Annotated in this window: 16 protein-coding genes; 14 read left to right on the top strand and 2 right to left on the bottom strand. The window is 36.6% G+C overall.

Features of this window, described 5'->3' with window-relative positions:
- Nucleotides 1-181 precede the first annotated feature (181 nt).
- Genes hisS through Q3Y49_RS01585 form a run of 5 tightly spaced genes read left to right on the top strand, consistent with a single transcriptional unit; the run spans nt 182 to nt 6,310 of the window.
- The gene (gene hisS / locus Q3Y49_RS01605; protein WP_303270467.1) at nt 182-1,570 is read left to right on the top strand and encodes a histidine--tRNA ligase; all 1,389 of its coding nucleotides are present in this window, start codon (nt 182-184) and stop codon (nt 1,568-1,570) included.
- The gene (gene hutH / locus Q3Y49_RS01600; RefSeq protein WP_303270466.1) at nt 1,563-3,053 is read left to right on the top strand and encodes a histidine ammonia-lyase; all 1,491 of its coding nucleotides are present in this window, start codon (nt 1,563-1,565) and stop codon (nt 3,051-3,053) included. Before hisS ends, hutH begins: the two co-directional genes overlap by 8 nt.
- Nucleotides 3,050-4,975, top strand: coding sequence for a T9SS type B sorting domain-containing protein (locus Q3Y49_RS01595; protein ID WP_303270465.1), 1,926 nt, complete (start codon nt 3,050-3,052; stop codon nt 4,973-4,975). The genes hutH and Q3Y49_RS01595 overlap by 4 nt, the downstream gene beginning before the upstream one ends.
- A gap of 2 nt (nt 4,976-4,977) precedes the next feature.
- Nucleotides 4,978-5,316: a YbaB/EbfC family nucleoid-associated protein gene (locus Q3Y49_RS01590; protein WP_303270464.1), complete on the top strand. Its 339-nt coding sequence runs from the start codon at nt 4,978-4,980 to the stop codon at nt 5,314-5,316.
- A complete protein-coding gene (locus Q3Y49_RS01585; RefSeq protein ID WP_303270463.1) occupies nt 5,309-6,310 on the top strand; it encodes a glycosyltransferase family 2 protein in 1,002 nt (333 codons plus the stop codon). Before Q3Y49_RS01590 ends, Q3Y49_RS01585 begins: the two co-directional genes overlap by 8 nt.
- 26 nt (nt 6,311-6,336) lie before the next feature.
- Here Q3Y49_RS01585 and Q3Y49_RS01580 read toward each other — a convergent pair whose 3' ends face one another.
- Together Q3Y49_RS01580 and Q3Y49_RS01575 are read right to left on the bottom strand one after the other, a co-directional pair.
- On the bottom strand, nt 6,337-6,936 hold the full coding sequence (locus Q3Y49_RS01580; protein ID WP_303270461.1) for a hypothetical protein: 600 nt from the start codon (nt 6,934-6,936) through the stop codon (nt 6,337-6,339).
- Nucleotides 6,933-8,069, bottom strand: a complete 1,137-nt coding sequence (locus tag Q3Y49_RS01575; RefSeq protein WP_303270459.1) for a serine hydrolase domain-containing protein — start codon at nt 8,067-8,069, stop codon at nt 6,933-6,935. Before Q3Y49_RS01575 ends, Q3Y49_RS01580 begins: the two co-directional genes overlap by 4 nt.
- A 626-nt stretch (nt 8,070-8,695) precedes the next feature.
- Here Q3Y49_RS01575 and Q3Y49_RS01570 point away from each other — a divergent pair.
- The 9 genes from Q3Y49_RS01570 to Q3Y49_RS01530 all read left to right on the top strand — a co-directional run bounded on the left by Q3Y49_RS01570 (nt 8,696) and on the right by Q3Y49_RS01530 (nt 22,595).
- Nucleotides 8,696-12,073 (top strand): GEVED domain-containing protein, encoded by a 3,378-nt coding sequence (locus Q3Y49_RS01570; protein WP_303270458.1) that lies wholly within the window; start codon nt 8,696-8,698, stop codon nt 12,071-12,073.
- A 130-nt stretch (nt 12,074-12,203) separates the two neighbouring features.
- Entirely contained in the window at nt 12,204-13,142 is a 939-nt protein-coding gene (locus Q3Y49_RS01565) for a proline iminopeptidase-family hydrolase (protein ID WP_303270457.1), read from the top strand.
- Between the two features lie 6 nt (nt 13,143-13,148).
- Nucleotides 13,149-14,132 (top strand): DUF1028 domain-containing protein, encoded by a 984-nt coding sequence (locus Q3Y49_RS01560; RefSeq protein WP_303270456.1) that lies wholly within the window; start codon nt 13,149-13,151, stop codon nt 14,130-14,132.
- Nucleotides 14,133-14,163: 31 nt separating this feature from the next.
- Entirely contained in the window at nt 14,164-15,360 is a 1,197-nt protein-coding gene (locus Q3Y49_RS01555; protein WP_303270455.1) for a DUF4934 domain-containing protein, read from the top strand.
- 193 nt (nt 15,361-15,553) lie between these two features.
- Nucleotides 15,554-16,477: a hypothetical protein gene (locus Q3Y49_RS01550; protein WP_303270454.1), complete on the top strand. Its 924-nt coding sequence runs from the start codon at nt 15,554-15,556 to the stop codon at nt 16,475-16,477.
- A 242-nt stretch (nt 16,478-16,719) separates the two neighbouring features.
- A complete protein-coding gene (locus tag Q3Y49_RS01545) occupies nt 16,720-17,400 on the top strand; it encodes a DUF1028 domain-containing protein (RefSeq protein WP_303270453.1) in 681 nt (226 codons plus the stop codon).
- Nucleotides 17,401-17,605: 205 nt separating this feature from the next.
- Nucleotides 17,606-18,802 (top strand): DUF4934 domain-containing protein, encoded by a 1,197-nt coding sequence (locus tag Q3Y49_RS01540; protein ID WP_303270452.1) that lies wholly within the window; start codon nt 17,606-17,608, stop codon nt 18,800-18,802.
- Between the two features lie 193 nt (nt 18,803-18,995).
- Nucleotides 18,996-20,000, top strand: coding sequence for a hypothetical protein (locus tag Q3Y49_RS01535; protein WP_303270451.1), 1,005 nt, complete (start codon nt 18,996-18,998; stop codon nt 19,998-20,000).
- A 459-nt stretch (nt 20,001-20,459) separates the two neighbouring features.
- A complete protein-coding gene (locus tag Q3Y49_RS01530) occupies nt 20,460-22,595 on the top strand; it encodes a prolyl oligopeptidase family serine peptidase (protein ID WP_303270450.1) in 2,136 nt (711 codons plus the stop codon).
- Nucleotides 22,596-22,947 lie beyond the last annotated feature (352 nt).

The following is a 22,947-nucleotide window of genomic DNA, read 5'->3' as shown; positions in this document are numbered from 1 at the left end:
AACGAAATCGAGAGTTTGCAGGATATGGGTGCTACTTCAACTTGCTTCTGATCAGTCTGACTAGAAATACCAAGTATACGCCCTTCTCTTTTCATCTTACTTATCAACAGCTAAACCTCCTAATTTGCCGATCTAGTTCTCGCAAAATTTTGTAGATTTGTCTAAAAATAAATAGTAAAAAATGAGCAAACAGAAACCTTCTATCCCTAAAGGTACTCGTGATTTTGGACCTGCTGAAATGGCTAAGAGACATTTCATTTTAAATACCATAAAAAAGGTCTATCAAAAATACGGTTATGCACCCATAGAAACACCTGCAATGGAAAATCTAAGTGTATTGCAAGGGAAATACGGAGATGAAGGAGATCAATTGCTTTTTAAAATATTGAATTCAGGAGATTTCCTTTCTAAAACTGAAGAGGAGGACCGATTTGATTCAAAATCTCTCCAGCCTAAAATTTCGGAAAAGGGTCTTCGATACGACCTTACCGTACCATTCGCACGATTTGTGGTAATGAACCAACATAATTTGACTTTTCCCTTCAAGCGATATCAAATTCAACCGGTTTGGAGAGCTGATCGTCCGCAAAGAGGAAGATACAGAGAATTTTATCAATGTGATGCGGATGCCATTGGCACAAACTCAATGCTTTGCGAAGCAGAAATAGTCTTGATGATCCAGGAGGTTTTCAAAAGTTTGCAAGCTAAAAAGGCTAATAGTTTGGATTACGCTATCAAAATCAATAATCGCAAAATTTTATCAGGAATAGTAGAGGTAATGGGCGCAGAAGGTAAAGAAACTGATTTCGCTGTGGCTATTGATAAGTTAGATAAGATAGGAGAGGAGAAAGTTAAAGAAGAGCTCATAGAAAGAGGTTTTGAGCAATCTGCTATCGATACTTTGTCGCCATTATTTGCTTTAAGCGGAGATAATAAAGAACAATTGAATTTCTTAAAGGGATTCTTGAAGAAATCGGAAATGGGTCAGAAAGGCATTAGTGAACTGACTGATGTATTTGATATTCTTGATTCGTTCGGAGCAAATGTGCCTCAGTTGGAATTGGATGTTACCTTGGCTCGTGGACTTTCATATTATACAGGAGCTATTTTTGAAGTGAAACCCAAAAATGTGCAAATGGGCAGTATTTGTGGTGGAGGACGATATGACGGGCTGACGGATACATTTGGTTTACCAGACGTTTCCGGTGTTGGGATTTCTTTTGGTGTTGATCGGATATATGATGTTTTGGAAGAGCTCGAATTATATCCGGATAATGCAGAAAGCAGTACCGAAGTATTGATGGTGAGTTTTGATGAAGAAAGCTGGAAATACTGCTTGAAAGTATTGCATAGATTAAGAACTGCCAATATAAGAGCAGAACTTTATCCAGAGCCGATAAAGTTGAAAAAGCAGATGAAGTATGCGAATGATAAGCAAATTCCATTTGTGATTTTGGTAGGCTCCGAGGAAATGAAAACAGGCGATTTAACTTTCAAGAATATGAAAGAAGGGACGCAAGAAAGTATGAATGCAGAAAGCATTTTAAAACGATTTTTAGGATATGAGTGATTTTTTTGTACTTGGCGAGCACGATCTTACCCTAGCGGAGATAAGAATTATTTTAGCAGATAATAAAAAGCTGAAACTGGCAGAAAAGGCCGTGAACGCAATAATTAATTGTCGGAAATTTTTAGACGAACATATTCAGTCTTCCGAAGCTCCTATTTACGGGATAAATACCGGCTTTGGCTCGCTTTATAGCCGAAATATCTCCAAAGCTGATTTAGAGCAATTACAGTCTAATTTGGTGATGTCACATGCTTGTGGCACCGGGCCCGAGATTGATAAACGCATTGTAAAGCTCATGCTTTTGCTAAAAATCCAGTCTTTGGCTTACGGTCATAGCGGAGTTCAGTTAGAAACGGTTCAACGATTGGTGGAGTTCTTTAATGCGGATATTGTTCCAGTAATTTATGAATCAGGTTCTTTGGGTGCGTCAGGAGATTTAGCTCCTTTGGCTCATTTATCATTACCTCTTATAGGTAAGGGAGAAGTCCATTTCAAAAATGAAAAAATTAGTGGGGAAGCTTTGATGGCAAAAATGCAATGGGAGCCCATACATCTGAAAGCAAAGGAAGGTTTAGCTTTATTAAACGGAACACAGTTCATGAATGCTTTTGGTGTTCATGCAGTCTTAGCTTCTGAAGATATTTTGAATTGGGCAAATACAATAAGTGCCTTATCATTAGATGCTTTTGATGGTCGTCCCGAGCCCTTTGATTCCAAAATTCACTTGATTAGGAACCAGGATGGCCAAAAAATAGTGGCCAAGAAAATTTTGGAACTGCTCAATGGTAGCGAAATCATCAATCAAAGTAAAGTCCATGTGCAAGATCCATACAGTTTCCGCTGTATTCCTCAAGTACACGGGGCAAGTTATGATGCTATTGATTATGTTCGAAAAATCATAGGAAAAGAATTGGCTGGCGTTACGGATAATCCCAATATATTTCCAGAAGAAGGTGAAATTATCTCAGGAGGTAATTTCCATGGTCAGCCGTTGGCACTTTCATTGGACTTTTTAGCGATTGCCTTAGCTGAACTGGGAAGTATTTCCGAAAGAAGAACGTACCAATTAATTTCAGGAAGCCGAGGTCTGCCTGATTTTCTTGTGATGAATCCTGGCTTAAATTCTGGTTTGATGATTCCACAGTATAGTGCAGCAAGTTTGGTGAGTCAAAGCAAACAGTTATGTACTCCCGCCTCGGTGGACAGCATAGTTTCCTCAAATGGTCAGGAAGATCACGTGAGTATGGGAGCAAATGCTGCTACTAAGCTTTATAAAGTGGTGGAAAATACCTACCAAGTTTTAGCTATTGAATTGATAAATGCATCGCAGGCAATAAAATTTAGAAGACCGTTAAAGACAAGCTCACATTTAGAAGAAATAATTCGTAATTTTAGGCTAGAGGTATCGTTAATAGAGGACGACCGAATTTTGCATCATGATATTGTAAAAGCAGTTCGTTTTATTAAAAATAATTTGGCTTGAGGATATTACTATTTATTTCTTTTCTGGTTTTTAATTCAATCTCATTGTTGGCGCAAGGAAGTTTTAGTAGTGAGAACGGTTTATTTACAGTAAACTACCTTAAAGGGTGTGAATCTACTCAAATTGAAGTGACCCCTGTCAATGCGACTGGAACACCTTTTATTTGTTTCGATGCTGATTTATCCAATATAGGTTCAAACAACGAGTGCTTCGGAAATCCGGCTCAAACTGCGGAGGATTTCCGCTTTACCTATCAGGATGCAGGTACTTATAGTATATTATTTCTAAGGCAATTATCGAATACTCAAGTTTATGACAGCATAACCATAGAAATCATAGAACCCAATACTCCTTTTGTATCATTAACCAGTTGTAATGATGATCTGATTTTAGATCTAGATCAGCAGCAGGAAAGCTTTGATTTTTATAAGGTAGATTTTGGAGATGGATCTTCTCCTCAGGAGTTATTCATTACCGCATTTCCATTCACTTATCAGTATTCAAATCCTACTCAAGAATATACCATGACTGTGTCCGGTTCATTTAATAATAGCGGAAATAATAACTGTAATAATAATATTTTTACTAAGACATTTGTTCCAATTGATCAAAACGAAAGCGAAGCCAACATTAACAGTATTGAAATCTTATCAGAAAACAGTTTTGAAATCAATTTTTCGTTAAATGAAAATCAAAGTTACCAGCTACAACTAAAGCAAAATGAAAGTGGAAATTACCAGAATGTCACTACTTTTTCTGGTCAACGGACTGGGAGTTATACTTTTCAGAGTATAAATTTAAATGCAAATTTTTATTGTGCCAGAATTGTAGCTACAAGCCAATGCGATGGAGAGCAGTTGATTTCCAATGAAGTTTGTACTATCCAACTTTCTGCTATTGCTGATTTGCAAGGAAATATTGTGGAATGGAATGGCAATAGCTTTGAAAATTCGCAGGTGCTAAAAAATGGAGAAGTAGTGTATACTGGAAATTCACCTTTCATTGATGAGAGTGTGTTATGTGGCCAAATTTACGAATATCAGATTATAGCAACCGATGCAAACGGTTTGGAGCAAAGGTCTCTGCCCAAAGAAGTGGCAGCTATTAAACGAAACATAACAGTCCCGATTGATCAAATTGCTACCAATGTAATATCAAATACAGAACTCGAATTAAGCTGGCAAGTGCCGCAAGGCCTAGATCCTGATAGATTCATTGTGTATAAGAAGCTTAATCTTAATGATCAATTCTTTAGGATTGATTCGGCAAGCGGAAATTCATATTTAGATGAAGAGTTTGGGTTCGAAGAAAGGCAATTTTATTATTCAGTGGCGTATGTAAATAGTTGCGGGGGCATTTCTCCAGTAGTTACCACAGCCCAAAACATTCTATTGAACTTTAATCAAGATGCATCTGACGTTAACTTTACTTGGAATTCATTTACTGGATTTAGTTCACGTCTAAGCGAATATGTTATAGTGAAATATGATGAGAATATGAACTTACTCGAAGAAAATAGTATTGGAAATGATACCCTCTACAGTGAGAGCGTAGCACAAAGTGTTGATCAATTGGCTTTTTACCAAGTAGAAGCGCATTCGGAAAGTGGGCTGATAGCGTATTCTAATTTACTGAGATATAAAATCCCGTCAAGTTTTTTTGTCCCTTCGGCTTTCTCTCCTAATGGAGATGCCTTAAATGAGGAAATAACTGTGGTGGGTAAGTTTATTGATGAAGTAGAGTTTAGTATTTACAATAGATGGGGGACTTTGATTTTCCGAAGTAACACATTAGGAAGCGGCTGGGATGGATTTCTGCCTACACGCCCTGCTCCTGAGGGAACTTACACCTATACTGTGCGTGTAAAAGATGAATATGGAGAAGAGTATTATAAAAGTGGTGTTTTTAATTTAATAAGATAGATATGTTTGACATGATGAAAATGATGGGACAAATTAAGGAAGTACAGGGCAAGGTAAAGCAAGCTCAGGAAAATTTAGTCCACATTACAGCAGAAGGAGAAGCCGGTGCTGGGATGGTTAAAGCCAAAGTAAACGGAAAAAAGCAGTTAGTAAGTATTGAAATAGATGATTCTTTGGTGAATGATAATGATAAGGAAATGATCCAGGACTTAACTGTGGCTGCAGTCAATAAAGCCATGGAAGAGGTGGATGTGTTGGCAAAAGAAGAAATGCGTAAAGCTACAGATGGTGCGCTCCCAAACATACCGGGAATGGATTTAGGTAATATGTTCAATGCCTGATAGCGTAGCAGTTGTTATATTAAATTTTAACGGCAGGGATTATCTAGAAAAATTCCTGCCGATTGTTATACAAAATTCCCATCCCTATGAAGTAATTGTTGCAGACAATGCTTCAACAGATGACTCAATTAATTTCCTGCAAGAAAGTCATCCTGATATAAGATTAATTAAGATTTCAGAAAACTTAGGCTACGCTGGAGGTTATAATTATGCCTTAAAAGAAATCAAATCTGATTTCTATATATTACTAAATTCTGATGTGGAAACTACCCCCAATTGGATTGATCCAGTCATAAGTTTGATGAAGCAAAATGAAAATATAGTGGCATGTCAGCCTAAAATTAAGTCATATCATCAGAAAGAATATTTTGAATATGCCGGTGCGGCAGGAGGATTTATTGATTTTTTAGGATATCCATTTTGCAGAGGAAGGATTTTTTCACATCAGGAAAAAGATCAAGGTCAATATGATGACACTATCCCTGTGTTTTGGGCTACTGGGGCATGTTTGTTTGTGAAAGCTCAGACCTTTCATGAAGTAGGAGGCCTTGATGACAAATTCTTTGCTCATATGGAGGAAATTGATTTTTGTTGGCGAGCCAAAAATCTTGGTTATGAAATATATTATTGTGGAGAAAGTACTGTTTACCATGTGGGAGGAGGAACCTTACAAGCGGAGAGTCCTTTCAAGACCTATTTAAATTTTAGAAATAATTGGCTATTGTTATATAAGAATCTCAGTAAGGAAGAATTCCATGCTATTAGAAAGCGTAGAAAGCGTTTGGATGTATTGGCAGCTATTCAATTTGTGGCTAAAGGAAAAAGAGCAAATGCAAATGCAATTTTAAAAGCCCATCAGGATTTTCGCAAAATGAAAAATGACTACGAAGCTAATACCTCATTTGGACAGTTACATCCTGAGATTTTACAGAAATCAATAATTAATCAATTTTTTGTAAAGGGAAAAAAGAAATTCTCTGATTTGAAAATATAGCTTAAAACAACCTACTTTATTGAAAGTCAATAACATTCTTGATTATAAAAATCTGCCATCTCCTCAGCTATTTCAAAATAGCCATCATTCATTTTCTCTACAAGTTCAGAGCAGTCCGAAAAAAGATTGGCCAAACGCTTTTTCTTAAATCCGAAGATTCCCTGTGTCACTCTAACCATTTCAGTGGAATTTGCTTTTCGAAGGAACGGGATTTCCAATTTATATCCGCTGTCTGGATCTCTATATTCATCCCAATACAATTTTACTTCACCATTTACAGCCAATCGCATAAAAACTTTCTTTCCTTGACCAGGAACGCTGCTATGGAATACAGTAAATAATTCAGTGTAGCTATCATACCATAGCGATTCATAAGATAGATCACCAATTTGATAAAAAACGATATCTTTAGGCCCATATTTTTTATTGAACACCCAATAGCCCTTCATTTTCACTTTGTTGTATATTTTACCAAAAGGCTCAGGACTTCTATCCTGAAGTTGGCCATAAATGGTATCGTTTTGATTAGTCACGATGTAGCCATTCTGATATTCTGATTGAGCCACTGCACTGAAAACCGTGAGTAGCATCAAGACCATCAACGCTATGATTGGAATATTTTTCATTTGACTGAGTTTTGAACTAGTCTAACCACATCACCTATTTTGGAATTATCAATCCAACGAGTGATAATTACCAATTCATTTTCTTCATCAATTATGATATAGTTTCCTCCAAAACCAGCAGCGTAGTATACATCTTTGGATACGCCTTCCCAACTTTCTTGGCTGTTGTTCCACCAGAGATAGCCATAATCATTCTTGGCCTGTGATGATATTTGGACGCTTTTGACCCAGCTTTCCGAAATTAACTGCTTGTCATTCCATTTTCCATTTCTCATGAAAAGTAATCCGAAGCGAGCATGATCTAAAGTGTTAATGAATATACCGCCACCGAAATGTCCACCACCACTAACAGACTGAACTTTTAATCCATCAACATTTACAAAAGAATTAGGATAACCTAACCATCTCCAGCTTGAAGAGGCTCCAATAGGGTCCATTATATGCTCTTTCAAAATGTGTGGGAGCGGTTCTCTCCAGACTTGTAAGAGTGCATATGCGAGTACATTTACTCTAACGTCATTGTATTTGTAATGAGTACCAGGCTCATGTAAAGTTCTTGCTCTCCAGTCATCGATATTACCAGTCTTAGGAGGTCGGTCTGCCCAGTCATAAAGCCCAAATTGTTGCCCTGACCAATCAGAAGATTGAGTCAGCAAGTGGTCCCAAGAGATTTTTTGATTGTGGTCCCCTTGGAAAGTTCCATCCCATACATACTCATGTACTTTATCTTCAATATTGTCAATCAGTTTTTTATCCAAAGCCAAACCAGCTACAGTAGATAAATAACTCTTTGCAACGCTAAATGTCATATCAACACGGTTTATGTCTCCCCATTCCCCAACAATATACCCTTCTTTTACAATTAAACCGGCAGTTCCAGCTCGTTCTTTGGTTTTGCCCAGGATTTCAAAATAAGGCTCTCTGGAAAAAGCTTCAATTATGGCAATTCGCGAATCCCTATCTACAGAATTTTCATTTTGACTTGCTATGTTGACAGCGCTATCTAGTAATTGCTGGCTCATGTTCATTGAACTAGCAGATTTTCTTTCCCATTCTCGGTCAGGATAATATTGGCTAAAAGCCTCATTAGAAATTAAGAATATGCTGAAAATTAATAGGAGGAGAAATTTCATAGGTTGCGTAAGATTTATTTGAACAATGGAAAATAATCATTTTATATCATATGTAACCGTGGATAGCCAGTTTAAATAGGTGTGAAGTACAATATATTAGAAATGTGCAAATTTATAATGGTTTAGTTTACTTGAGTTTTCTGTCTTATAATATAACTTTTCCGTTAAAATAACTTGATTAAATATTTAAATAAAATAAATTTATTACATCTAGTAGAATTTCCATTTAGGTTGATTTTAAGCTTTATTTTATAAAAAGTGCATGGGTTTTCAGTTTCCATTTCAAAATATTTATTTGTTTTATATTTATTTTTTCAGAATAAAATTCTTATAATTGTGGTTAAATGAAGATAATTAACCGCATAATTGACCAAAACCTACTTTAAGATGTTTAAGGATAATATTGAAGAGCTATTTAAAAACGTCCTTTACCTTTCTCAAAAAATATCATTTAAATTCAATGTACTTACATGTATTTCAAATGGTATGTCTAACCCTAAAATTATGTTTTTAGAAGATTATCACTTTAGATGACATGGCTGGTTGAACAGTAAGTGTTAGAATAATTATAATTTTTTTTAAAGTCGAACCAATACTCGACATATTTTTCACTAAACCTAAATACAATGAATTCAATTTTTACAAAACTAAACCTCATAGCTTTGGCATGTTTCCTTATTGGGAGCACTGCTATGGGTCAGACAAGTCAACAAAGAGCAAAAATCACGAATCAATATAATAAACAAGTATTGACGGAGCTCGAACAAAATTTTTCAGCCAAAGCCCAAAAAGAAAAAGAAGAAGCTATCGCGATGGCTGAACAAAAAGGCTGGGAAGTAAAGATGTATCTTGACGATGGTCGATATGCAGAACTACAAAAAGTAACTGCAACAGGAGAGCCGATTTATTATATTACTTATAATACTGATGCAGCCCGATCCACTAGAACAAATTTCCTGAATTCAGGAGGCGGATTAGGTTTAAACCTAAATGGAGATAATATGACTGCTCACGTTTGGGATGGTGGTTTAGCACGTGCTTCTCACCAAGAATACGATGGGCCTGGCGGTTCTAATCGTTTCTCAGTAGGTGACGGATCTAGCACATTGAACTTTCATGCTGCGCACGTAACAGGTACTATTATCGCATCTGGCGTTCAAGCAAATGCAAAAGGAATGGCGCCACAAGCAAATGCAATAGGTTATGATTGGAATAGTGATCTTTCGGAAGCTACAAATGCAGCTTCTAACGGAATGCTTGTCTCCAACCACTCGTACGGATATAGAGCCAGTCAATTACCCGATTGGTATTTTGGTGCATACATAGCTGAGTCTAGAGATTGGGACAATCTGATGTACAATTCTCCTTATTATATGATGGTAGTTGCAGGCGGTAATGATGGAAACGATAACTCTTCAAACGGTAGTCCATTAGGTGGCAATAGCTCATTTGACAAATTATCTGGACATGCTACTGCTAAGAATAACTTGGTTGTTGCCAATGCGCAAGATGCTAACGTAGATAGTAATGGAAATTTAATTGGGGTTAACATTAATAGTTCTTCAAGTGAAGGGCCAACTGATGATTATAGAATCAAGCCTGATATTACGGGTAATGGAACTGGTGTTTACTCGACTTATGAAAGCAGTAATACCGCTTACAACTCTATTACAGGAACATCAATGGCATCTCCTAATGTTGCAGGTTCAATTTTAGTTTTGCAAGAACATGCAAACAATGTATTTGGAAATTATGCGAGAGCAGCCACAATTAAAGGTGTTGTTTTACATACTGCTGATGATGCAGGAATCACAGGTCCGGATGCTGTTTGGGGATGGGGTTTAATGAATGCCAAAAGAGCAGCTGAAACTATGACCGGTGCTGGTGATATATCGAAAGTAGAAGAATTGACCTTGAATAATGGTCAATCATATTCTGTTACGGTTGAATCTGATGGAACGAGCCCGTTATTGGCTTCAATTTCTTGGACTGACCAAGGCGGTACTGCAAATACAGGAACTACAAACCTTAGCACTCCAGTATTAGTGAATGATTTAGATATTAGAGTTACTAAAAATTCTACTACATATTCACCTTACAGATTAACTGGTGTGAATAGCAATTCAAAAGGAGATAATAATGTTGATCCATACGAGAGAGTTGATATCAATAATGCAAGTGGTTCTTATACAATCACAGTAACTCACAAAGGATCTTTGGCAAGTGGAAGTCAAGATTTCTCATTAGTAGTAACTGGTCTTTCTGGGACGCCAGTTGTTTGTGATGCCACTACTCCAACTAGCTTATCACCTTCGAACGTAGGTTCAAATAGTGTTGATTTAAGCTGGGATGCGGTAACAGGTACTACCTATGATGTGCGATACAGAGTTTCAGGAACTTCTTCTTGGACAACTGAAAGTACTTCATCTAGTTCTATTACTCTATCTGGATTAAGTTCTACTACGCAATATGAAGCACAAGTAAGAAGCAAGTGTTCTGACGGAAGTAACTCTAATTATTCTTCAAGTGTAAGCTTTACAACTACAGAGGTACAGTTAGTATATTGTGATTCAAACGGAAACAATGTTTCTGATGAGTATATTGGAAGAGTTCAGCTTGCGAGCTTAGATAATTCGTCTGGAGCTGCTGGTTCTGGGTATGCAGATTTCACTTCTCAGTCTACTGATTTAGGTAAAGGAGATGCTAATACAATCACAGTAACTCCAGAATGGACTGGAACAGTTTACAGTGAAGGCTATAGTGTTTGGATTGATTATAACCAGGATGGCGATTTTACAGATGCAGGAGAGCAAGTTTGGACGCAGTCTGCAACGCAAAACACTCCAGTTAGTGGAAGCTTTACGGTACCTACCAGTGCCCTATCTGGAAACACAACGATGAGAGTTTCTATGAAATACAATGGAGTACCTACTTCTTGTGAATCTTTCTCTTATGGTGAGGTAGAAGATTATACCGTAAATATCACTACAGGTACTCCTGAAGTATGTACTGTCCCTTCAAGCTTAAGTGTATCAAGCATTGGAGAAAATACAGCTACATTGAGCTGGTCTTCTGAAAGTGTTGCCAATGACTATACCGTTAGAATCAGAGAAAACGGAACTAGCACATGGTCTACATTATCTGCTTCTTCTAATTCAAGAAGTGTAAGTGGGCTTTCAGCAGACACGGAATATGAATGGCAAGTACGAAGTAATTGCTCAAGCAGTAATTCTAACTATTCTTCTTCTGATCTATTCACGACAGACGCTCCGGTTGCAATAACATATTGTAACTCAAGTGGAGATGATTCTAGTTATGAGTGGATTCAAAGAATTGTGTTAGGATCAATTGACAATACCAGTGGTGACAATGGCGGTTATGCTGATTTCACTAACCAAGTTGCAAATGTTCAGCGTGGTACATCGACTTCTATGAATGTTCAAGCCGGATTTAGTGGTAGTAGTTATACTGAATACTGGAGTGTTTGGATTGACTTAAATCAGGATGGTACTTTCAGTTCTGGTGAAAGATTAGTTAATGGTTCTTCAAGTAGTAGTAACTTATTGAGCGCTACATTGAATATTCCATCTACTGCTTTGACAGGAAATACAAGAATGAGAGTTACGATGAAATACAATGCTCAGGGCACTCCTTGTGAGACCTTTAATTATGGTGAAGTAGAAGACTATACTGTAAATATTACGAATAGTCCATCGAACTACGCTATGACTGATTTCGATTCTGAGCTATTAGGTAAAGAAGATAATATTGCAAACTTTAGCTTGTATCCAAATCCGGTACAAGGTCAGCTAAATGTAAATATCAGAAATATCGATTCTTCAAAAGGTATTAAGATTTACAGTAGCAATGGTGCTCTTGTAAAATCAATCAATACTGGAAAAGATGTCAATAGCATTGATGTTTCTACTTTAGAAAAAGGAATGTATATCTTGAAAGCGAACACAGCAAAAGAAGCTGTAAGTGCGAATTTCATTGTGAAATAATTATAGATAGATTAATTGAATTAGAAAACGCATGGAGCTCTGCTTCATGCGTTTTTTTATGCCTTAACTTGAAAAGCTAAATACTTCAAGATTTATTTATTAATTTGAAATTTAATTAAATCACTATTTCATGAAAATCTATTTAGCTGCGTTGTCACTTTTTTTATTGATTAGTTGTCAAACTAAAGAATCGAAGGATCAACTTTCTGCTCACGAAGGTAAAATTCAAGTAGAAGGAGGTGATATCTGGTATAAAGTAATGGGGGATGGAGATGGTATTCCGATTTTAACTTTACACGGAGGACCAGGAGGGACGCATCGTTATTTTTATAAACTAAGTCCTCAAAATGAAGATAGAAAAGTAATTCTATTTGATCAGTTAGGCAGTGGTAGGTCAGATTATCATAATGATACCACGCTCATGACGGTTGATCATTTTGTCAATCAAGTGAAGGCGGTTGTAGATCATTTGAAGCTAGAAGATTTTTATTTGCTAGGGCAATCATGGGGTGGCGCCTTGGCGGTGGAATATTATATGCATCACCCAGAAGGGATCGAAGGTTTGATTCTCACTAGTCCTTTGATTTCAACTCCGCGTTGGGAAGCAGATGCTGATACATTAGTCACTCAATTACCTGATAGTTTACAGAAAATAGTGCTAGAAGCAAATAGAACTGGAGAATATAATACTCCTGAATATGATAAAGCGAACTCCTATTATTGGAGTCAATTTGGATTGAGAACATCAAAGAAATCTCATCCAATGGATACGGTTGAGATATCGGGTAATAGTGTGATTTATAATTATATGTGGGGCCCAAGTGAATTTAGATGCACGGGAACTTTAAAAGACTTTGATAGAACAGCCAGCTTGTCCGAAATTGAGGTGCCAGTTTTGTTTTTAACCGGAGAGTTTGATGAAGCTAGACCTGAAACGATTAATTATTTTAACAGTTTAGTGCCCAATTCGAGATTTGAAGTCGTGCCAGCATCCGGTCATTCCACCTTAAATGATAACCCTGAAGATTATAATCGATTCATAAAAGAATTTCTATCCAATCAAAAATAAAAACTCATGAGACCACTATTCATAATTCTTTGCGCTGCTTTTTTCAGTTTCAATTCATTAGCTCAACTCAATAGACCTAGCGATCCTCTTGCCCATACCTATTCCATAGTAGCAAGAGATGCCAATACTGGTGAAATGGCAGTAGCGGTGCAAAGTCATTGGTTCAGCGTTGGGACAGCTGTTTCCTGGGGAGAAGCTGGAGTGGGGGTTGTGGCCACACAATCTTTTACCAATAAATCATTTGGCTTAAGGGGTTTGGCCATGCTAAAAGCAGGATTAAGTCCACAAGAAGCAATGGACAGTTTGTTGAACAATGACGATGGAAAAGCTTTCAGACAAGTCGCGATTTTAGATGTCAAAGGAAGAGTAGCCACACATACAGGAGCGAAATGTATAGACGAAGCCGGTCATGCCAATGGCGATAACTTTTCAGTACAAGCCAATATGATGCTGAATGATACCGTAGTTCCTGCTATGGAAGAAGCCTGGAAAGCCAATAGTGATTTGCCGTTGGCAGAGCGTATGGTCAAAGTATTGGATGCCGCACAAGCACAAGGTGGAGATATCAGGGGCAAACAATCTGCTGCCCTATTGGTGGTGAAAGCAAAGGCTTCTGATGAACCATGGAACGATCGAGTATTAGACCTAAGAGTAGATGATCATCAAAATCCAGTTCTGGAATTAAACAGATTTTTGAAAGTTTATAGAGCCTATGAGCACATGAACCAAGGCGATTATTTTGTGGAAAAAGGAAAAATGCAAGAGGCCATGAATGAGTATAATGCAGCCATGGAAATGTTCCCGGAAAACCTTGAAATGCAATATTGGACGGCTATAACCTTAGCAAATGACGGCAAAACAGATCAGGCAGTAAAAATGCTTCAAAAGATTTATAAGCAAGACGCTAATTGGCGAGAATTGACTAAAAGATTGCCCAAGGTTGGCTTGTTGGAAGTTGACGAAAATGAATTGAAGAAACTATTGAAGTAAAAGTGTTTTCAACCAAAATAAACTGCCCTTTATGAAATTAATAAGTAGCATTGTACTATGGTCTTTTTTAAGTCTTTTGGTTTTTTCTTGTGCAGAAAGCGAGAAAACAGAAGAATTAGACAGCCGCTCAATAAAGATCAATTTAGACAAAGCCCAAACCTTAAAAGTAAGCGATCATTTTAAGTTGAAAGATGTCATTTATTTTTCTGATAGTTTGGTGGTTGATCATCTAATAAAATCAAGTGTAGTTAACGACAAATTGGTCTTGCATTGCGGTTGGGGTTTAGATTACCTCCTCATAAAGGACATGAAAACGGGAGCGGAGGTAGCGATATCAGCAAAAGGGGAAGGTCCCAATCAATATCAAAAGCTAAGTGATTTCTTCATTAATCATAAAGGGCAGATTGAGTTACTAGACGGACAAGCAGGAAAAATCTTAACCTATAATTTAAAAGGTGAATTGCTGTCAGTATATCAAAATGAAAAACTGCAAAATGCCGGCAGTTTCTTAAGCCTAAATGGTGAGGATTATTTCATTTACGGGGGGAATTTCTATGCTGGAAAGTCAGGTTATCAAATGCAAATTTGGAATAAAAATGAAGGAAAGGTAAAGTCCAGCTATATTCCTTTTGATGAGCAAAAAGCGGGTTTCATGCTCTTTATGGAGCCTAGAAATTTCTCCAAAAATCCAGCTAGTTTCTATCAGGTTTACAATCAGCATGTTTATGAATTGAGTGAAGATGCGGTAGAAGATTCTTTATATCTTGATTTTGGTCAACATAATATTCCGGCCGAATTGTTTGAAAATTCATATCAGGATGTTAGAGAATTTAGCCAGGCTATGGCCAAAAGTGGATATGCCTACGGTCTAGGAAATTTTCTATTAGAAGAGAATCTACTATTTGCTTCAGTTAGGAAGAATGAGCAAAATTTTCATTTCTATACCAACACTAAAACAGGGGAATCAACTGTTTTTGATAAGATCAGTAATGATGTTTTCGGTTTGAAAACCGATGAAAAAATCGGCTACCAATATAGACCGGTTGCCATGGATGGTGATCATATTTATTTTCTCGTCAGTATGGAAGCGCAAAATGAACACTTAGATGAAGAGTTAATGAGCAACGCATCAAAAAGTGATCTTAACCAAAGACTGCTATCCAGAATTCAAAACTTTGAAGAGGGGGATAATCTGGCGATTGTGAAGTGTGAGATTACTGGATTTTGAATTACACTTAAATCTTCGATCCGTTGTAAGTAAAATATTTTCCCTAGGCATTTTACTAGATCAATTTTTCACTTTTATAATTAAACCTTGATAATGTCGCAATAAACCGCTCGTTGCAGATGATCATTATTGTCTTTGGCATGAAACTTGATTTACTTATATTGTAAAAAGCTTATAACCTAAATAAAAAGAAATGAGAGTTAAGTTCACTTTATATACCCTGTCGGTTTGTTTTTGTCTTGCTATCCTGCTTTCTTGCAAAGAGGAGAAGATAGAGAAAGAACCAGTCAATAATCAAGTTGTAACCGAAAACTCTATCAGTCTAGATGTTATTAAATCCGGAGTATTTATTAAAAACGCTGAAGTAAATGAAGGAAATATTCCTAATGCGACTAAGAATTTCAATTTTACCGTTATTGGATCTGCACATAAACCCGATTTTTCAAGTACTAGCTTTATAGGTGGTTTTTTAAATACTGGCTTTAGAGGAGATGTGTCTTCAATTGAGTCCATTAATGGATATTATATTCAATTTAAAGATTTAGATGGAAATAAAGTAGATAATCATTTCGACCTAGCTGTAAATGATCAAGGCAGCAGTAGATTTTTTGGTGTTTTTGATGAGGTAGTTAGGATGGGGTCTTTTAGTTTTGATATAGCAGTTTACAGCAGTCAGGGTGTAAGTCAAAAAAAAGAAATACGTGTTGATGTGAGAGAATGGGGAGGTACGTCATCTATTATTGGTATATGGAAATTTGACAAAGCATTTGATCACAATGATCAGCAGATTCCAATTGATTGGGTTGATTATTTTTTTGAATTTTCGGAAAATGGAGATTATCTGCGTTACTTCAAAAAAGATTATCAGATCGTAGATTCAGACTCTGAGGAGAATTATTACTACAAGGGTAAATGGTCGTTTGCAGCTAAAGAAGGAGAGTTGGGTACTATTGATTTTTCTTTTATTGATTTAATAAATCCTGAAAGTAGTATTCAATACGATTATGGATCTATTTTTACCATTTCTTCAGTTCGAGTTTTTGATGATGAATTAAGGTTAGTTAGGAACTTTGACACGAATTATGAGACAAGCTTTGTTTTCAAAAGAATAGAATAGTATCAGCTAAAGTATTAAAGAAAATATGGCGCCAGTTCCAAAGCTGGTGTCCATTTAATGTAAGTGTCTAAATCAATTAAAAGCGTTCTGCTTTGAAAAACAAGTGACTTTGGTTGCTATCGCATTATTAAGGATGCAGTTCTGCTTTTTTCAGTTTCAATTCATTAGCTCAACTTAATAGACCAAACGATCCTCTTGCCCATACCTATTCCATAGTAGCAAGAGACGCTAAAACTGGTGAAATGGCAGTAGCCGTACAGAGCCATTGGTTCAGCGTTGGAACAGCTGTTTCCTGGGGAGAAGCCGGTGTGGGGGTTGTGGCCACACAATCTTTCACCAATAAATCATTTGGCTTAAGAGGCTTGGCCATGCTCAAAGCAGGATTAAGTCCTCAAGAAGCAATGGACAGTTTGTTGAACAATGACGATGGAAAAGCTTTCAGACAAGTCGCAATTTTAGATGTCAAAGGAAGAGTAGCCACACATACAGGAGCGAAATGTATAGACGAAGCAGGTCATGCCAATGGCGATAACTTTTCAGTACAAGCCAATATGATGCTGAACGAAACCGTGGTTCCTGCCATGGAAGTAGCTTGGAAAAAACACAGTGATTTGGCTTTGGCAGAGCGTATGGTCAAAGTATTGGATGCCGCACAAGCTCAGGGCGGAGATATCAGAGGAAAGCAATCTGCTGCACTTTTGGTGGTAAAAGCAGAAGCTTCAAATGAACCTTGGAATGATAGAGTATTGGATTTAAGAGTAGATGATCATCAAAATCCAGGTCTGGAATTAAACAGATTGGTGAAAGTTTATAGAGCCTATGAGCACATGAACCAAGGCGATTATTTTGTGGAAAAGGGTAAAATGCAAGAAGCAATGAACCAATATAATGCGGCCATGGAAAAAGTTCCCGGAAAACCTTGAAATATAATATTGGACCGCTATCACCTTAGCAAATGACGGCAAAACAGATCAGGCAGTAAAAATGCTTCAAAAGATTTATAAGCAAGACGCGAATTGGCGAGATTTGACGAAAAGATTACCCAAGGTTGGCTTGTTGGAAGTGGAGGAGCAAGAATTAAAAAAATTATTGAAATAAAATTATATTCAACCCAAATTAAATCTCTTTATGAAATTAGCGAGTAGTATTATTATTTTATCAATTTTTAGTGTATTTCTTATTTCTTGTACAAACAATGAGAGTAAAGAAAAATCACAAGATGAAACAATCAAAATCAACTTAGACAAAGCCCAAACCTTAAAAGTAAGCGATCATTTTAAGTTGAAAGATGTCATTTATTTTTCTGATAGTTTGGTGGTGGATAATTTAATGAAAGTTTCCACTCATAATGATTATGTAGTGCTTCATTGTGGTTGGGGATTAGATTATCTTGTCATTAAAAATACGCTTACAGCTAAAGAGTTTATTATATCGGCTAAAGGAGAAGGGTCCAATCAATATCAAAAGCTAAATAATTTTTTCATTAATAAGAAAGGGCAGATTGAGCTGCTCGATGGACAGTCACGAAAAATTTTAACCTATAATATGGAAGGTGAGTTACTTTCTGTATATCAAAATGAAAAATTACAACAAGTGACAAGCCTTCTTAGTATAGATGGAGAGCACTATTTCCTTTTCGGTGGCAATTTCTATGCTGGAAAGTCAGGTTATCAAATGCAAATTTGGAATAAAAATGAAGGAAAGGTAAAGTCCAGCTATATTCCTTTTGATGAGCAAAAGGCAGGATTTATGCTTTTTATAGAGCCGAGAAATTTCTCCAAGAATCCATCCAGTTTCTATCAGGTTTACAATCAGTACGTTTATGAATTGGGTGAAGATGCGGTTAAAGATTCTTTATATCTTGATTTTGGTCAAGATAACATTCCGGCCGAATTGTTTGAAAATTCTTATCAGGATGTTAGAGAATTTAGCCAAGATATGGCCAAAAGTGGATATGCCTACGGTCTAGGAAATTTTCTATTAGAAGAAAATCTACTATTTGCTTCAGTTAGGAAGAATGAGCAAAATTTTCATTTCTATACCAACACTAAAACAGGGGAATCAACTGTTTTTGATAAGATCAGTAATGATGTTTTCGGTTTGAAAACCGATGAAAAAATCGGCTACCAATATAGACCGGTAGCCATGGATGGTAACGATATTTATTTTATTGTAAGCTTAGAAGCACAAAATGAAAACTTTGGGAAAACGCTAGTTACAAATTCATCAAAAAGTGAGCTGAACCAAAGACTACTATCAAAAATTGAAAATTTTAAAGATGGAGATAATCTGGCGATTGTGAAGTGTGAGATTACTGGATTTTGAATTACACTTAAATCTTCGATCCGTTGTAAGTAAAATATTTTCCCTAGGCATTTTACTAGATCAATTTTTCACTTTTATAATTAAACCTTGATAATGTCGCAATAAACCGCTCGTTGCAGATGATCATTATTGTCTTTGGCATGAAACTTGATTTACTTTTATTCTAATAAGTTTATAACCTAAATAATAGAAAATGAGTGCTAAGTATACTTTATTCACAATTGCAATGTTTTGTTTTCTTTTCATGTTGATTTCATGCCAGGAGGAGAGGATAGGGGAAGGACCAGTGCAAGATAATGGTCCAGCCATAAATTTAGTTGATATTGAGTCCGGAATTTTTATTAAAAACGCTGAAATAAATAATGGAGACATTCCTCCATCGACTGAGAATTTTGATTTTGAGATTAGTGAATCCATTAGCGGTTTTTTAAACACTGGATTTAGAGTAGAATTAAATTTCGCCTTTGAGTCCGTCAATGGGATTCTTATTCAGTTAAAAGATTTAGACGGAAATAAAGTAGATAATCATTTCAACTTAGCTGTAGATAATCAATTGCACGTTATTATTGATGGTGTTTTTGAAGAGGTAGTAACTAAGGGGTCTTTTTGCTTTGATTTGGCAGTTTACAGCAATCAGGGTGTAAGTCAAAAAAAAGAAATATGTGTTGAAGTAAGAGATTGGGGAGGTACGAACTCTATTACCGGGAAATGGAAGTTAGACAAAGTATTTTTTAATATTGATGAGGAGATTCCAATTAATGATCTAGGTGAATGGGTAGATGTATCAATAGACTGTCAGGACGGAAATAGTTTAGAAACATCATATCAAATTCCTTTCGATGACTACTTCCTAGAATTTTCGGAAAATGGTGATTATCGTAACTCTTTCAAAAAGAAATATCAGATTGTTGATTCCGCTGCCTCACAAGAAGCTTGTGTGGAAAAGTATAAAGACTTTGAAGAGAATTTTGCCTATACAGGGAAATGGTCGCATGCAGGTAATAAGGGAGAGTTGGGTACTGTTGATTTTTCGTATATTGATTTAATAGATCCTAATAGAAATGTTCAATACGATTATGGATCTATTGGGATCATTGCCCCTTCGGCAGAAGTCATTGATGATGAATTAAGATTAACTTGGGATCAGGGCACGAATCACGAGCAAAGCTGGTTGTTCAAAAAAATAGAATCGTATTAAATTCATTGTGTAAGAATATAGAGCGCCAGTTCCAAAGCTGGCGTCTATTTAACATTCATGCTAAATGAATTAAGGTGCTTCGGGTTTGAAAAATGAGCTTGTTTGATTTCTATGGAGTTAAAAGTGCTTTGAGTGACCTTCGTACAATGAATAGCCTCAATATGTATCTACTAAAATACTGACTAGGTAAAATTCCTTTTTTGGAGTAGAGATATCGAGTAATTTTAAAAATTTTTCTTTTAAAATTTAAGCTAAACTCAAATGATGGACTCTTACTTTTCTTAAATACCAGATTAAAATTACAATTCATGATTTTTATTCTTACATATTAGGCCTGCTTTGTCTATAAAAAGGACCTTCCTATTTTAACCCACCATCCCCAACATCCACCGTTTTTATAAATCACATGCTTTTCTCCACAAAAGCCCTTATTTTAGGTGAAATTTTAATGCTATAACTATGAACAAAATATGGGCTTTTCCACTTGCTTTGGCATTCTTTGCATGCAATAGTGGTGAAAAAAATCAGAAAATGGAGATAAAAGATTATCCTGAAACAGCTAAAGTAGATACTGTGGATACTTATTTTGGTACAGATGTGCCTGATCCTTACCGTTGGCTGGAGGACGATCGCTCTGAGCAAACAGCAGAATGGGTAAAGGCACAAAATGAAGTCACTTTCGGCTATTTGAATAATATTCCATTCCGTGATAAAATTGAAGAGCGCTTAACTGAACTTTGGAATTATGCCAAGGAAAGTGCCCCAAGAAAGCATGGTGATTATTATTACACTTACAAAAATGATGGTTTGCAAAATCAATGGGTAGTTTACCGAAAAAAAGGCTTAGATGGTGCGGAAAGCGTATTCCTTGATCCCAATACCTTTTCTGAGGATGCTACCACTTCATTGGCAGGCACTTTTTTTACCAAAGATGGAAGCCTTTTGGCTTATTCCATTTCTGAAGGCGGTTCTGATTGGAGAAAAGTGATCGTCATGAATGCGGAAGATAAATCCATTGTGGAAGATACTATTCGCAATGTGAAATTTAGTGGTGTTTCATGGAAAGGAAATGAAGGTTTTTTCTACAGCAGTTATGACAAACCAGAAGGAAGTGAGCTTTCAGCTAAAACTCAGGAACATAAACTATATTATCACAAACTCAACACACCTCAATCTGAAGATGAATTGATATTTGGCGGAAGCGAAACCCCAAGACGCTACATTGGCGGATATGTAAGTGATGATGAAAAATTCCTCTTTATTTCTGCCTCTGTGAGTACAAGCGGAAATGAATTATACGTGAAGGATTTATCAGACTGGAGTAATCCAATTGTTCCGATTGCCGAAGGTTTTGAGAGCGAACACTCAGTTTTGGATAATGATGGTGATAGATTACTGATTGAAACCAATTTGAATGCACCCAACAAAAGATTGGTTGAGGTGGATGCCAATGATCCTTCTACCGAAAATTATAAAGATGTCATCCCGGAAACGGAAAATGTATTGAACGTCAGCACTGCAGGTGGTTACATTTTTGCCAATTATATGGTAGATGTAAAGACCGAAATCCATCAATTTGATTATGAAGGCAATAAAGTTCGTCAGGTAGAATTACCGGGCCTTGGTTCTGCCGGTGGTTTTGGCGCTGAAAAGGAAGATGAAAAACTATATTACAGCTTTACATCCTTCACTTATCCTTCAGCCATTTTTGAATATGATATTGAAAAAGGAACTTCTGAATTGTATTGGAAACCAGAAATAGATTTCAATCCAGAAGATTACGAAACCGAGCAAGTATTTTACGAAAGCAAGGACGGCACTAAAATCCCAATGTTCATTACCTACAAAAAAGGAATGGAGAAAAATGGTAAAAATCCAACGGAGCTTTATGCTTATGGGGGATTCAATGTGAGTTTGCGTCCAAGTTTTAGTGTTGCCCGATTGGTATGGTTGGAAGAAGGCGGAATTTACGCACAGCCCAACTTAAGAGGCGGTGGAGAATATGGAGAAGAATGGCACAAAGCCGGTACTAAAATGCAAAAGCAAAATGTGTTTGACGATTTCATTGCAGCTGCTGAGTATCTTATTGCCGAAGGCTATACTAGTTCTGATAAACTGGCCATTTCCGGTGGTTCTAATGGTGGTTTACTAGTAGGGGCTACTATAACCCAGCGTCCTGATTTAATGCAAGTAGCCTTCCCGGCTGTAGGGGTAATGGATATGTTAAGATATCACACTTTTACGGCAGGCGCAGGCTGGGCTTATGACTATGGAACCTCAGAAGATAGCAAAGAAATGTTTGAGTACTTGAAAGGCTACTCTCCGGTTCACAATGTGAAAGCAGGCGTGAAATATCCAGCTACTATGGTTACCACAGCCGATCATGACGATAGGGTAGTGCCGGCTCATTCATTCAAATTTGCTGCGGAATTGCAGGAAAAACATGCCGGTGAAAGTCCTGTTTTAATTAGAATTGAAACCAATGCCGGACATGGAGCTGGAAAACCAACGGATAAAATTATAGATGATATAGCGGATAAGTATTCTTTTGCCTGGTATAATATGGGGGTGGTTCCTATGGATGAGGAAATGTAGTTGAAATTGACTAGATTGCCAATTAGGAGACCTGAGAAAATACTTTTCAGGTCTTTTTTTTTAAGTAGTTTGGTCCCGTGACATTTTTGTTACACCTATGGCATCACTTGAAAATTTCTACCATAAGTTAAAGGTTGCTCTTAACTTTCAAAAAATCATTTTTTACGTGCTGTTCATTCAGATTGCTTTCATCACAAATCAATTGTCATACTTCATTGGAAATTCTTATTTTTTCAATTCCACAATGCTCTAGAAGTCTTGGGCTGGCTAATACCTGTTTTTTTATCTTTAGGCCAGTTTGAAAGAATAGCAAACGAGTTGTAATTCATAAAGTCAAAAATGATTTGATAGG

Source organism: Marivirga harenae, assembly GCF_030534335.1.
Taxonomy (GTDB): domain Bacteria; phylum Bacteroidota; class Bacteroidia; order Cytophagales; family Cyclobacteriaceae; genus Marivirga; species Marivirga harenae.
Note: the sequence above shows the minus strand (reverse complement) of the source record. Positions and strands in the feature narration are given on the sequence as shown.